13 protein-coding genes and 1 pseudogene are annotated in these 12,687 nt (G+C 54.4%); 6 read left to right on the top strand and 8 right to left on the bottom strand.

Features of this window, described 5'->3' with window-relative positions; genetic code table 11:
* Window positions 1–85 precede the first annotated feature (85 nt).
* Window positions 86–964 (bottom strand): ribose-phosphate diphosphokinase, encoded by an 879-nt coding sequence (locus JJL52_RS10435; protein ID WP_202052354.1) that lies wholly within the window; start codon window positions 962–964, stop codon window positions 86–88.
* 4 nt (window positions 965–968) lie between these two features.
* Entirely contained in the window at window positions 969–2,504 is a 1,536-nt protein-coding gene (locus tag JJL52_RS10430; protein ID WP_202052353.1) for a thymidine phosphorylase family protein, read from the bottom strand.
* Between the two features lie 168 nt (window positions 2,505–2,672).
* Between JJL52_RS10430 and JJL52_RS10425 the strand changes: the two genes are divergently transcribed.
* A complete protein-coding gene (locus tag JJL52_RS10425) occupies window positions 2,673–3,260 on the top strand; it encodes a DNA-3-methyladenine glycosylase I (protein WP_202052352.1) in 588 nt (195 codons plus the stop codon).
* Between the two features lie 6 nt (window positions 3,261–3,266).
* Entirely contained in the window at window positions 3,267–3,707 is a 441-nt protein-coding gene (locus JJL52_RS10420) for a VOC family protein (protein WP_202052351.1), read from the top strand.
* Window positions 3,708–3,720: 13 nt separating this feature from the next.
* On the opposite strand, the gene JJL52_RS10415 is transcribed toward JJL52_RS10420, so the two are convergent.
* Window positions 3,721–6,315: a TonB-dependent receptor domain-containing protein gene (locus tag JJL52_RS10415; protein WP_236994185.1), complete on the bottom strand. Its 2,595-nt coding sequence runs from the start codon at window positions 6,313–6,315 to the stop codon at window positions 3,721–3,723.
* A 506-nt stretch (window positions 6,316–6,821) separates the two neighbouring features.
* Between JJL52_RS10415 and JJL52_RS10410 the strand changes: the two are divergent.
* Both JJL52_RS10410 and JJL52_RS10405 read left to right on the top strand, forming a co-directional pair.
* Window positions 6,822–7,326 (top strand): annotated as a pseudogene (locus JJL52_RS10410) (transposase); the annotation flags it as partial.
* A gap of 101 nt (window positions 7,327–7,427) precedes the next feature.
* Complete coding sequence (locus tag JJL52_RS10405; RefSeq protein ID WP_202052349.1) at window positions 7,428–7,829, top strand: hypothetical protein; 402 nt, start codon at window positions 7,428–7,430, stop codon at window positions 7,827–7,829.
* Between the two features lie 202 nt (window positions 7,830–8,031).
* Here the strand turns inward: JJL52_RS10405 and JJL52_RS10400 are convergent, their stop codons facing one another.
* The 5 genes from JJL52_RS10400 to JJL52_RS10380 form a co-directional block, all read right to left on the bottom strand.
* Window positions 8,032–8,466: a DUF29 domain-containing protein gene (locus JJL52_RS10400; protein ID WP_202052348.1), complete on the bottom strand. Its 435-nt coding sequence runs from the start codon at window positions 8,464–8,466 to the stop codon at window positions 8,032–8,034.
* Entirely contained in the window at window positions 8,463–8,759 is a 297-nt protein-coding gene (locus JJL52_RS10395; RefSeq protein ID WP_202052347.1) for a hypothetical protein, read from the bottom strand. The genes JJL52_RS10400 and JJL52_RS10395 overlap by 4 nt, the downstream gene beginning before the upstream one ends.
* A gap of 96 nt (window positions 8,760–8,855) precedes the next feature.
* A complete protein-coding gene (locus JJL52_RS10390; RefSeq protein ID WP_202052346.1) occupies window positions 8,856–10,253 on the bottom strand; it encodes a zonular occludens toxin family protein in 1,398 nt (465 codons plus the stop codon).
* The gene (locus tag JJL52_RS10385; RefSeq protein ID WP_202052345.1) at window positions 10,253–10,600 is read right to left on the bottom strand and encodes a DUF2523 domain-containing protein; all 348 of its coding nucleotides are present in this window, start codon (window positions 10,598–10,600) and stop codon (window positions 10,253–10,255) included. The genes JJL52_RS10390 and JJL52_RS10385 overlap by 1 nt, the downstream gene beginning before the upstream one ends.
* A 5-nt stretch (window positions 10,601–10,605) precedes the next feature.
* Window positions 10,606–11,028: a hypothetical protein gene (locus JJL52_RS10380; RefSeq protein WP_202052344.1), complete on the bottom strand. Its 423-nt coding sequence runs from the start codon at window positions 11,026–11,028 to the stop codon at window positions 10,606–10,608.
* An 89-nt stretch (window positions 11,029–11,117) separates the two neighbouring features.
* Here JJL52_RS10380 and JJL52_RS10375 point away from each other — a divergent pair, with 89 nt between their 5' ends.
* Together JJL52_RS10375 and JJL52_RS10370 are read left to right on the top strand one after the other, a co-directional pair.
* Window positions 11,118–11,558, top strand: a complete 441-nt coding sequence (locus tag JJL52_RS10375) for a helix-turn-helix domain-containing protein (protein WP_202052343.1) — start codon at window positions 11,118–11,120, stop codon at window positions 11,556–11,558.
* On the top strand, window positions 11,488–12,012 hold the full coding sequence (locus JJL52_RS10370) for an IS630 family transposase (protein ID WP_202052342.1): 525 nt from the start codon (window positions 11,488–11,490) through the stop codon (window positions 12,010–12,012). Before JJL52_RS10375 ends, JJL52_RS10370 begins: the two co-directional genes overlap by 71 nt.
* Window positions 12,013–12,687: the final 675 nt, after the last annotated feature.

Raw genomic sequence — 12,687 nt, 5'->3', positions numbered from 1 at the left:
AATTATCCTGGTCAATATCCGTCCAACGAGTTGTCGAGCGGATCGGCCCGAAAACCTTCGCACATGAATAATTATTCTTGCTGAATCAGTTCAGCATTGCTACGACTGCGTCGGCCAGCAAACCGTCGAGCGTGATGCAGGAGGTAGGATGATTGATGCTGTCGGTGCTCCAGAGCGTTTTTACGCCGGCGTCGCATATCACGTGTTCGGCATCGCCGCAAAACAGCGCATGGGTCACCACCGCATAAATTTCGGCCGCGCCTTTTTCTTTCAGTAATTCCGCCGCCTTAGCCAGCGTCCGTCCGGTGCTGGCCATGTCGTCGACGATTACGACCGGCTGCTTGCGGTAATCGGCATCGGGCAGCTGCAAGATCACCTCGGTATCGCCGAGACGGATTTTTTCCGCCACCTGAAAGGCAAAGCCGGTCAGCTCGGCGAGCGCGGCCGCCCATTGCCGCGATTCGCTGTCCGGACCGAGCAATAGGGCCGTACCGAATTTTTGTTTCAGAAAGGCGGCGAGCGGGGCGGTTGCATTCAAACTGATGGCGTGATCGAGCGGTATTGCCTGATTCAGGCGGTCGATCCGGTGCAGATGGGGATCGACCGTAATCACATCGTCGAACAGATCCGCAAGCCAGCGGCCGACATGCCGTTGGCTGACCGCCACGCCGGGCCGGTTCGCGAAATCCTGCCGCATATAGCAAAGATAAGGCGCAATCAGCGTCAGACGTTTGGCGCCGAGTTCCCGCGCCGTTCGGGCGCCAAGCAATAATTCGATCAGCTTGTCGTTGGGCCGGTTCAAGCTGCGGCAGAACAGCACATGTTCCGGCACATCCGGGGGCAGGGCGACGAAACTTTCACCGTCGGGAAAACGGTGGATTTCGACTTCGGCAAGCGGCAGCCCGAGGCGCGCCGCCAGGCGCTGTGCCTGCGGCAGATAGTCCGAAAAGGCCAGGATCAGCATGGCGTTAAAAGGTGATCAGCGGTTTGAGCAGCTCGACATTACTGCCCAACGTATAGCCGTCGTTCTGCATCGCCAGATTTTGGGCGAATTTAAAGTCGGCCGGGAATTCCGCATAGATCCGGTACAGCACTTCGCCTTTTTTGACCGGGCTGCCCAATTTTTTCAGCAGATCGACGCCGGCCCGTTTCATCATCGGCGCACCGGCCATCCGGGCGATTTTGGCCATCTGCAGATTATCGATCTCGGTCACGATGCCGTCGCTTTTGGCCACCACTTCATGGCACTGGGAGCCGGGACTGAAATCGACCGGTTTCGAGCCTTGCGCCTGGATGATCGCATTCATTTTCGCGCAGGCCCGGCCCGATTCGAGAATGTCGCGGGCAATCGCGTACCCTTGGCCGCCGCGCACATCGGGATCGAATTCGATGATGCGCCCCGCCAGCTGCAGCGCTTTCTGTCGCAAATCGGCCGGCGCCTCGGGATCGTTTTGCAGTACCAGCATCACATCGCGGGCTTCCAGTGCGGGACCGATACCGCGCCCGATCGGCTGGCGTCCGTCGGTAATCATCACTTCAAGGTGCAGATTGAGCCGATCGCCGACGAATTCGAACAGCTTACGGAGCGCGAGTGCCTGCCGCATCTGCCGGACTTTCGCCGAAGGCCCGACCGGGATATCGACCAACAAATGCGTCGAGCCGGCCGCGAGTTTCTTGGACAGAATCGAGGCGACCATCTGGCCTTGGGAGTCGATTCCCAGCGGCCTCTCCACCGCAATCAGCATATCGTCGACCGGCGCGAGCCGGGCGGTGCCGCCCCAGGCCAGACAGCCCCGCTCGCGGCGCACGATGTCATGCAGCTGCGTGGGGCTCAGGTTCACTTCGCAGAGCATTTCCATCGTGTCGGCCGTGCCTGCCGGCGAAGTGATCGCCCGGCTTGAGGTTTTCGGTATCAGCATGCCGTGCGCGGCCACGATCGGCACCACCAGCATCGAGGTTCGGTTACCCGGAATTCCGCCGATGCAGTGCTTGTCCGCCACCAAAGGCTCGTCCCAGTGGATCCGGTCGCCGGATTGCAGCATCGCGCGGGTTAAATACAACAGTTCGTCGCGATCCAGGCTGTTTTGGCCGGTTGCGACTAAAAATGCCGCGATTTCCATCTTCGAATAACGACTTTCGACGATGTCGTCGGTAATGCTGTCGAAATCGGCCCGATCGAGGCGCTCACCGTTGATCTTGCGGCGCACCGCATCCATCGACTTGGGCGGCTCGGCATGATTGACGGTGACCATGCTGCCTTCGGCACAATTGAATTGCTGAAAAGCCTGTTCCGACAAACCGAGTTCGCCCGGGTGCACGATCGAGGCATCATCGACGACGTTCAACACAGCGAGAATCCTGATTCCGTTCAGGCTGATCTGAATTTTGGATAACGCCTGAAAGCCTTCCGCCCGATAAGTCCCGCATTCCCGGTGCATGTAGGCGACGTTTTCATGATAGGTATCGATTGCGATACGGCGTAATTGCAGGGTATCGATGCTCATGGACGTACTTTAGTTTGAATATTGCGATAATGCGGTTCTACGGCACCGGTTGTCAACTGCTCAGTCTTTACACCCGGGAACTTGAATGGCATAGTATTTGAATATGACGGCGGGTGGCAGATAACGCCGGCACCTGCCGAAACTCAACCGAACTCGTTTCTTCAATCGATGACTAAATGCAAATGGGCGCTAAGCAGCCCACAAATGGAGCACTATCACGACGCCGAATGGGGGGTGCCGGTTCACGACGACCGCCTATTGTTCGAGTTTCTGGTTTTGGAAGGCGCCCAAGCTGGCCTAAGCTGGTCGACGATTTTGAACAAGCGCGAAAATTATCGGCAGGCGTTCGATCATTTCGATCCCGAAACAGTAGCGCGTTACGACGAACGCAAGGTTGAGGAACTGTTACAAAATCCGGGCATTATCCGCAACCGGTTGAAAATCGGAGCGGCAGTAACCAATGCAAAAGCGTTTCTGAAAGTCAGGGAGATATTCGGCAGTTTCGATGCGTATATCTGGCGCTTTGTAGACGGCGAACCGATGAATAATTACTGGAAGACCCACACAGAACTCCCGGCTTCGACACGGGTATCCGAGATCCTCAGCCGCGACCTGAAAAAACGCGGATTTAAATTTGTCGGCAGTACTATCGTTTATGCTCATATGCAGGCGACCGGGATGGTTAACGACCATACGGTTGATTGTTTCCGCCATGCCGAAATTACTAGCCAATATCATCCGCAAGACAAGGAGTAAACCGCCATGCGTTTTTTACACACAATGATTCGGGTCCGAGACCTGGACGAGTCGCTCGATTTTTTTTGCAATAAACTGGGCCTGATCGAAGGCAGACGGATGGAGAGCGAAGCAGGCCGATTCACGCTGGTCTATCTGCATGCGCCGATGGATTCCGCACAATCGCAAACGATGCAGTCGCCGGAAATCGAACTGACCTACAACTGGGACCCCGAAGTCTATACCGGCGGGCGCAACTTCGGCCACCTGGCATTCGAAGTCGACAATATTTACGAAACCTGCCAAAACCTGACAAATGCAGGCATCGCGATCAACCGTCCGCCGCGCGACGGGCATATGGCGTTCATCCGTTCGCCGGACCAGATATCGATCGAGCTTCTGCAAAAAGGCGGTCCGCTGCCGCCGCAGGAACCCTGGGCGTCAATGGCGAATACGGGAACCTGGTAAGATCGGATATACCTTAAAATTTCGCCGTAAAGCCTAAGCGAAAGCTGATCGGCTCCACCGGATGAAAATGGAAATCATCCACCCCGGAAAGATTTTCACCGAGCAGGCGCGATGGGTAGAAATAGGTAATGCCATCGTCTTTGCGATTCAATAGATTGAATACTTCCGCCTGGAAACTCAGGTTTTGGGTTACCTCGTAGCCGAGTAGGGCAGAGAGCAGCAGGGTGGCTCCCGAACGGCGGCCGCCGCTTTCATCCAGCGCGCGCGGCCCGAAATAGCGTAGCCGGGGGCCGCCAAAAAAGCCGCCGGAGACCTCATGAAATGTCGTGCCGGCGGCGATCACCGTCTCTATCGAATTCGGTATGTGATTGCCCATGCCCGGTTCGTGGTCGCGGAAACGCGCACGGGAGACGCTGACATCGGCATCGAACGTGATCCAGTCGGCGGGGGAGTAATAGTTGGCGAGTTCAAGCCCATAGCGGCGGCTCGGGCGGCTGGCCTCGGTAGTTCCCGCATCCCCGACAAATACCAGTTCCGAATCGAGATCCAGCCACCAGAGCGATAAGGTGCTTTGCAATCCCTTCACCCAGGTCGAACGTAAGCCGACTTCCGCGCCATAGGTCCGTACCAGAGGAGAGGCGCGGTCAACGGCTGTGCCGCTGGCCGGATCGATGCGGGTGTTGATGCCGCGGGCATCGTTGCTGTGATAGCCCAGGCCGCCGTTGAGATAAAATTCCGTTTCCGCCCAAGGCCCCAAGACAACCCCGAGTTTGGGGCTTACCAACTCGTCATAGCGCTCCCCGGCATTTTGATCAATATTGCTCCGGCTGACATCAAAGCGGAAGCCGTCGAAACGTACCCCCGCGCTGGTCCGCAGCCAGCGATTCCATTGGGTTTTATTTTCCGCGTAGGGACTGAGGCTGGTAACCCAGAGGGTGTCCTGGCGGGTTACCGCGTATTGGTTTTGGGCGTGCGTTTTGGTTAACCCGTTTTGAATGTTGTCGTTACGCAGCTGTAAGCCCAATGTCGTTTCGGAGTCGGCGGCGCCCCATTTGTGGAACCAGGTGTGGCTGCCCTTGAAGCCGGCCGTCCAGCGATCGTCGGGTTGGCCGAACTGGTCGCCGCAGGTATTGAAAATGGCCGGAGCCATTTTTTCGCCCGGCGTTGAGGGCAAGCCCCTGCAACCTTGAGGATTGTTGACCTCATTGTCATCCAAAAAGAAGGTAAAGTCCGAAAACAGATTCAGCGTGGAATAGATGCCGTAAGCCATTAACCGGGTTTCACTCCGGTCGTCCCGGCGGTGCCACTCCCCGGTCACGCTGTAACGTTGACTGTTGCCGCCGTCGGTCGGATCAAGGGCGTCAAACCGCCCGATCATTCCCCGGTCTAGCGCACGCCTGGCGATTTGGTCGGTGGATCGCCAGTCGGCCTTCGTCGCCATGCCGGTGAGGCTCCAGCCGCGATCGGTATCCTCTCGGCTATAACGCAACAGGCCGTTGAATTTCAAATAGTCATTGCCTACGCTCCAAGGACCGTTAGTGTGGACGGTTTCTCCGGCATATAACAAATGGCCGCCGCCCAGTTTTTGGGACCCCGCCGCCAGTCCCCGGTAGTAATCAAAGCTGCCGCCGGTAAACTTGAGAAATTGCCGGGGCAGGTCTTTCACATAATGAATGTTGGCGGAGCCGGTGCTGGCAAAGTCGCCGTTTTCAGCATCATAATTGCCTTTTTTGTATTCGAGCGTTTCTATTAATTCGGGAATGAGGAAGTTGGTATCGGTCCAGCCTTGGCCATGCGAATGGGATAACTGGTTAACCGGTACGCCTTCAATCTGGGTCAGAAAATCGGTGCCGTGGTCGAGGTTAAATCCCCGCAAGAAATATTGATTGGCTTTGCCTTCGCCGCTGTGCTGGGTCGCGATCAGGCCGGGGACGGTTTCCAAAACTTCCGCCGGCCGGCTTATCGGCCGATATTGAAACTGGGCTTGTCCCACGTTGCCTTGCGAGGCGCTGTCGGCAATGCCTATTTGCGAGTCGGCCCGTTCCGTTACGACGATTTCATCAAGTTCCATGCTCTCTTTTTGACGAGTTTTTGATTTAGCTTTTATGGCGGATTCATTAGTCTCAACCGTGGCATTATCCTTTTCCTCGGCATGAACGCTGCTGCCGAGAAAACAGGCAGCCATGAAAATCACCAGGCGGGCGGTCAGTATGCCTGCGCCGTGCAGCAGCAGCGTCGCCAGCATGAAGCCCAAAGCGAAGGAGATGAGGCTGGCCGAAGCGGGCATTTCCTGTCCGTGCGCGTAGCCATGAAAAAAGGCGAAAAAACCGACGATAAATAGACTGACAGTGGCCCGGAAACGGATTTTTCGGACGATCAGCACGCCGAAAACGAGCACAGAGAGCAGAATCATCGTTTCCGCTCCCGGCACGGATAGGCCCATCACCCCAGCAAGACCGCCGAGACTCATGACGCCGACAAAAGCGAGCGGAAGCTGCCAAATAGTCCGGTCTCGCAATTGCGCGGCCCATATACCGACCGCCAACATGGTCAAGAGATGATCCCAGCCATGCAGGGGATGATTGAAGCCAACGACCCAACCGTTCATAGCGTTACTGCCCGTATGAGCCTGAGCGAGAGTAGGTATTAACCATAACGCCAAAAGAAACAGCGCTCTGCGATGGATTATGTTGTTTTGGCGGGGCATTGGATCATCTCCTAAGAGTCTGTTTACGGTTTTTTCGTGGCTGTGGCTTTCTTGCTCATAGCGATTTATCTTGGGTATCAGCGGGTGGTGGCCCATTTGCAGGACGACCAGGCCGGGCGGATGTACCCGCACAGCCTACCTCGGCGGGTGGGGCGGTCCCGGCCAAAACGGAGCAAATCCTTAAACCGCCGGCGGGGACCGGTAGCTTTCCCGACTTTAAACGCGTTATCGAGGACGTCCCCGAATCCGCGCCGGCCTATGCCGGCCTGAATCAGGTTAAGGACGTTCCGCACCTGATGGGCTGCCTCAAAACGCCTGATTGGTGCCGGTGTTACACGATAATCCCCCTCGGAAAATAACCGCATTTAGACGTAGAATTTTCTCCTATCAAACTGAGGAAGTTTTACATGAAGCAATCACGATTTACCGACAGCCAAATCCTGGCCATTCTTAAACAAGCGGAAGGGGGCACGCCAGTACCCGAATTATGCCGTGAGCACGGCATCAGTTCAGCTACTTTCTACAAATGGCGCGCGAAATACGGCGGCCTGGACGCGTCGCTGATGGCTCGCCTGAAAGAATTGGAAGACGAGAACCGCCGGCTCAAAAAGATGGTTGCGGAAGAACGCCTCAAAGCGGAGATCATCAAGGAAGCCTTGGAAAAAAGGTTTGACGCCATCTTGCTGACGCGAGATGGCGCAGGAAAGGGTGCAAGCAAAACGGGGCAGCCTTCGCCTCGTGTGTGCGGAGCTCAGTATGAGCCCGACGTGCTACCGCTATGTGCGCAAACTCTCGGCGGAGAACGTCAAAGGCTTTCCCTGGAATCACAAACGGGTTTACCGCATCTACCGCAAGCTGGAGCTAAATTTACGCATCAAGCCCAAAAAGCGCCTGGTCCGTGAAACGCCGCAATATTCTTTTTGCCAAGAGTTTTAACTTCGCATAATGTATATTATGTAAAATTTCTCATTACAGAACTTTTGCGAAAATGAGGCACTTTGGAATTAACCTAAATGTCAGACTTTTACACGCTCAGAAAAAAAGCCGGATTAAACACCAAGGCCGCAGCCGCCCTGTTCGAAGTCACAGAGAAAACAATCAAAAATTGGGACTTGCACAACAAACCGCCTAGAGCGGTTTTTTTATACCTCTACGTTTTGACCGGCCACATGGATCATATGGGACCAGACTGGAAAGGCTTTCGGTTTGTCGGTAATTGCATTGAATCTCCTGAAGGCGAATTTATCTATGCATGGGAGGTTCGGGCAATGCGCTACTTGCTACAAGCCGCCGGGCTCAGCCACACGAAGCTTTACCACATCATGAAGCAAAAACACCAACAGGATCAACCGGAAAGGATCGCCGAGCCTGTAGGCGGCAAGATTTTACACTTCAAAGACCCAAAAGCGGGTTAATCAGGAGAGTGAGGGCTAGTGGTCAAAGCCTAGGCGGATCAGGAAGCCTAGGCGCAGTTAAGGGTGTTCGGGGTGTGACGGGTTCCGCGCCAGCATACGATGAGAGAATAAGGCCAAAGAAAAAACCGGCGCTATCTTGGCAAGCGACTAGATCGGCCAGAGCCAACGCACCGAACAGACGCCTATAATCGATGTCCGGCCCTCATTGAGGGTAATAGCTGGAGTCACTCAACTGTTCCAGCGTCCAGGGACAGGCCGAAGGAAATATATCGCTTCTCAGCCCGGTTTCATGCGCCGCCTTCATTGTCGCATACTCATAGGCATCCGAAAGAATGGCATCAATCTCGGATTTGAGGCCGGGATTCTGTTTAAGCACCTTTTGAAAGCTGAACCGTTGTTCGTCAATAGTAAATTTCCAGCTATTACCCCGGCGGCCAGGCTGATATTGCCACTTGAGCATATGAATCAACAGCACGGACAACCGGCTTTCCAGCGCCCTTCTTTCACTACGTCCCATGGTTTCGACTTCCTCGATTAAATTCTCAACGTCGATTTCAGATAAGCGACCGGCCTTAAGCAAAGCGGCCTGTTGCTGGGTCCAGGTGTAAAAATCGGTTTCATAATTGGATGAGTTCATGATGTACTGCCCTGCCCTTGTTTTTCCGTTACCGTTACGCTTTTTAGCTGCTCTATTTCGGATTTAAGGCGTTCTATTTCGACACGAGCTTTTGCTAGTTGATTACACGCAATATCAAAAGCAATATCGCTTTGAGGATTTTTCGTTACAGTAACATTTTTGGTTTTAAGGCTCTGACGATAACGCTTTTGACGTTCGGCATTGGTCATGGCCGAGCCGGTAACCGGACGGCCCCGACCACGTTTGGCGGCTTGGAAGACTTCTACGGTTTGGATGTCGTGTACGTCTTTCATAAATCCTCTTTTCGATTAAGTTTGATTTATTGTAACGTGTTACGATAAATAAGTCAAGTATTTTACGTTACGTTACACTAATTATTTTTCGTAACATTACGGTTTCGAAGAAAGCAGCGAGGAAGCCGATGCGACCAATCCGTTTTGAGGCAGCGGGTTAAAGGCGGGAAGCGGTTCGGGTTCGTTGCGTTTACGGCAATCGCGGCGAATCGCCAGATCCGGCGCATCCACCACGGTTCGGCAGCGCACAGCCGCCGGCGGATAACACGGCACAGGACGCGAAACACCGTCCGATCGGAGCAAGAAAACAGTACAGTTACTGTGCACGGCGACATGAAAGCCGAGAGCGAAGAGCTGACGCATCGAGACGGTAAAGAGGTCGCCCTCGGACGTCATGGCCAGGAATTCAAGGCGATGATGAGTAATGTCGGCAGCGGAACGGTAGGCCAGGCCGAGCAAGCGGAATCCTAGCTCAGCAGTAAAATCCAAAGTTTTGAGCCCAGGTAAGATACGAGAATCAGCGAGAGCAGGCGCAGCAGGGCTTGACCGATCAACTGGAGCGCTCGGGACAGCAGGCGGCGCGTCGACCGGAGCAGAAGCAGGAGCGGAGACTGGATCAGCATGACCGGGCTTTTTATGAGTATCAGCGTAGTTTGCCATATTGTAGACAAAATGACCGATAGCCAAAAGCAGCACAAATGCCAGTATCCTAAGCTTTGGATCACCCAAGATGCTTTGATCGGCTTGACTTTCCGTGTGCTCACCGGTGGCGGTGGATTGGTAACAGCGGAAGATTCGTTCATCGGCATGGTATTTCCTCGGTTTGCCGGCGATATGGGAAGCCATTTTGCCGGAGGTTTCGGGATCGTGCTGGAATTCGTACCAAGTATTATAAAAACCGAACAGCTTGGAAAGAAACTTGGGAAGCTTGTCCGATAATGATTTATGACGATAGGCGGACTGTGCTACCTGACGAATCGGGTCTTTAATTTTGCCGATATTCGTAGTGGAAATATGGATGTCCCATTGGAAATGCCGCTGCATATCGAATGCCGTAAACACATCTTCCGGACGGCGCACAATGTAACGCTGGCCAGTGTAATCGTCCGATATCTCAATTTCGATTTCATCGACCTGATAACCAGGAGGAATAACTTTTTGATCGAGGGATTCAAGTTTGAAATCACGACGGTCCGGATAAATGCGCTGGCCTTCGTCAATGATCACCAAGGCCCGGAGCGGCACCCAATGAAACCAACCGGCCATGAGCCGGCGGCCTTCCTCGATTTCGGTATTCACAAACAGCAAATCGGTCGAATCAGGAAATTTAAGGTCATCGTCTTCGAATTGGTCGCGGATGCGTTCCATCGAGGTGAGGCCGCGAATATTGGTGATAACCACCCTGCCCGATTTGAGCGCATCAATCACGAAACGCTGGAGCAGTGTAAAGCTTTTGAACGAACCTGGCGGACCGTGGTGAATGCGGGTCGACATCAGAAGCCGAGAAAACGGAAAACGAATTTCGTGAAGAAACCGCTCAGGATAATATTGATTGCTTCAGGAATACGGAAAAACTGCATCATTGAGGCAATGCGACCGTCAAGAGCCCCCCAGAAGGATTGTAAGTATTGACTCAGCTGAAGACTCGAAAGCAAATCGATCGCGACATCATAGGCAAACGAGAGGGCGGAGAGCTTGAGCTTCCAATAGGCAACAGCAGCCCACTTGATACACCAGGCGATAAATTGCGTAAGGAGATGATAAAGGTCCTCCGTGAAGAACTTTTGAACGACGTCGTAAACGTCAGTTATAGCATTGACGATATCAACAATAACAGACATACGGTTTACCCTAAGACGGCAAAAATGGCGATGACAATGGCAGCAAAGACAATCACATCACCGACCCAAGAAAATTGATTGGCATGACGAGACAAATCAACCACGACCGATACGTGTTTAATCGATCCGTAATCGAGAACGGGAAGTTCACCGCCACCCTGTGGTAGAGAACCATTAAAAACTTGAGCAAAACCGGATTTTGCCTGCGCCCATGCCGCAAGGAATTCATTTTGCGCTTGAGTGGCAGCCGCATCAGGAACGGAAGGATCGAAAGTACCGTTACCTGCAGAAGCCTTTCCTCTGCCTTGACCCTCGGACAGCGCTTTGATTGAAGAGTCCTTGGCGCAATCATCGCATGGAGTAGTGCCTTGTCCCTCACCCTCACCTTCACCGGTTCCCCCCGTACCGCCAGTGCCGCCATGACCCATGGATTCGGCTAGAGCATTTTCAGATTGAGTGAGTAGAAACTTCCGTACCTAGGCGTCGTCGAAGCTATTTTGCAGAATGGGAGATTCTGATGCCCAGAGCCTATTCGATGGATTTACGGAAGCGGGTGATCGAAGCCTGCGATGAAGGACAGACCATTGCCCAGGTGGCGGAACGGTTCAAAGTCAGCGCTTCGTTTGTGAATCAGTTGCGGCAGCGGCGGCGGCAGCGCAGTACGCTGGAGCCCAAACCCCACGGCGGGGGGCGCCAACCCTTGTTGTCCCTCGAACATGATGAGATGTTGCGCACGCTGTTGACGGCGCAGCCCGATACGACGCTGGCGGAATTGCGGGAGAAGCTGGGATTAAAAGTCCACCTCTCCAGCCTCGGGTACCGCCTTCAGCGCCTCGGACTGACGTTTAAAAAAAACGCTGATAGCAGCCGAGCACGCGCGCGAGGAGGTGCGCCTGCAGCGCGACGCTTGGCAAGCAGCGCAGCCGACCCTGGATCCAGCCCGACTCGTGTTCATTGACGAGACCGGACTCGATACCGCGATGGTGCGTCGCTACGGTTGGGGACCCGGTGGACAGCGCGTTCGGGGCGCGGCACCCCAAGGCCATTGGCACACGAGCACGTGCGTGGCCGCCTTACGCCAGCGCGGCTTAACCGCGCCGATGGTGATTGAGGGAGCCATGGACGGCGCTCTATTCAAGGCTTATGTAAAGGAATTTCTCTGCCCGACGCTCTCGCCCGGCGACATCGTGGTCTGGGATAACCTGTCTTCGCACCCGGTCGCGGGTGTCCGCGAGGCCATTGAAGCGGTCGGGGCCATCCTGAAGCCACTGCCAACTGATAGCCCGGATTTCAACCCCATCGAACAGGTCTTCGCCAAGCTGAAAGCCTGGCTTCGAAAGGGGGGCGAGCGGACCGTCGAGACCCTATGGGATGCGCTCGCCAAGGTATTGGATCAGTTCTCTCCGGCGTAATGTGAAAATTATCTACGGGGAGCCGGGTATGCTGTTCAGGCAAAATGAAAATGCTCTAAATGCATGGACATGGACTTCGATATATGCCGTACTATGCGCTATCAGGCCGAGGAATAACGCCTTGGTCAGTATAGACATGTGCAAGATGTCCGAATGCCCGAGCGGCCGCAATGTCAACAGGGGCGTCGAGGAAAAATTTCGACAGCCACCTGAGCAAGTCATTGATGTGTGACTGGGTGATGCCGCAGCTTAGTTTGGGCCAGGCGTTGGCTTGCTGCTGCATGAGGTTCGGCGCGGGCCTGCAGATTAGCAAGTTGTGCAGGCGTATCGGTACTGGCATCGAAGGCGCTGGTAAAGTAAGGCCGTTCATTAGGTCGTCCTCATGAGAGTATTGTAGAGTTTGGCGACCAGATCGATATCGTGCTTTACGGTAGCCTGGTTTTTTGCTGGAAGGCATGAAACACATACACAGTATCGGCTAGACGCGCATGTAAATAAACCGGCTAAGCGCCCGTATTATCAAAGATTCGAAGTTCTTCGCCCCCTGCCCTACAAAGTCGGCATCGGCTTAAAATCGTCCGTGTGGCGACCGCGCTAATGCGCTGAAACAGTCTGACGGACCGGCTGGATGGCGATGTTCGCGCTGAATGTGAATGTGGTCATACTGGAACCCTT

Origin of the sequence: Candidatus Methylomicrobium oryzae (assembly GCF_016745425.1) — a bacterium.
In the GTDB taxonomy this organism is placed as follows: Bacteria; Pseudomonadota; Gammaproteobacteria; order Methylococcales; family Methylomonadaceae; genus Methylomicrobium; species Methylomicrobium oryzae.
Note: the sequence above shows the minus strand (reverse complement) of the source record. Positions and strands in the feature narration are given on the sequence as shown.

Coding starts and splice junctions, on each gene's coding strand:
- JJL52_RS10435 (WP_202052354.1), bottom strand. CDS start 964: ATGCTGATCCTGGCCTTTTCGGACTATCTGCCGCAGGCACAGCGCCTG.
- JJL52_RS10430 (WP_202052353.1), bottom strand. CDS start 2,504: ATGAGCATCGATACCCTGCAATTACGCCGTATCGCAATCGATACCTAT.
- JJL52_RS10425 (WP_202052352.1), top strand. CDS start 2,673: ATGACTAAATGCAAATGGGCGCTAAGCAGCCCACAAATGGAGCACTAT.
- JJL52_RS10420 (WP_202052351.1), top strand. CDS start 3,267: ATGCGTTTTTTACACACAATGATTCGGGTCCGAGACCTGGACGAGTCG.
- JJL52_RS10415 (WP_236994185.1), bottom strand. CDS start 6,315: ATGAACGGTTGGGTCGTTGGCTTCAATCATCCCCTGCATGGCTGGGAT.
- JJL52_RS10405 (WP_202052349.1), top strand. CDS start 7,428: ATGTCAGACTTTTACACGCTCAGAAAAAAAGCCGGATTAAACACCAAG.
- JJL52_RS10400 (WP_202052348.1), bottom strand. CDS start 8,466: ATGAACTCATCCAATTATGAAACCGATTTTTACACCTGGACCCAGCAA.
- JJL52_RS10395 (WP_202052347.1), bottom strand. CDS start 8,759: ATGAAAGACGTACACGACATCCAAACCGTAGAAGTCTTCCAAGCCGCC.
- JJL52_RS10390 (WP_202052346.1), bottom strand. CDS start 10,253: ATGTCGACCCGCATTCACCACGGTCCGCCAGGTTCGTTCAAAAGCTTT.
- JJL52_RS10385 (WP_202052345.1), bottom strand. CDS start 10,600: ATGTCTGTTATTGTTGATATCGTCAATGCTATAACTGACGTTTACGAC.
- JJL52_RS10380 (WP_202052344.1), bottom strand. CDS start 11,028: ATGGGTCATGGCGGCACTGGCGGTACGGGGGGAACCGGTGAAGGTGAG.
- JJL52_RS10375 (WP_202052343.1), top strand. CDS start 11,118: ATGCCCAGAGCCTATTCGATGGATTTACGGAAGCGGGTGATCGAAGCC.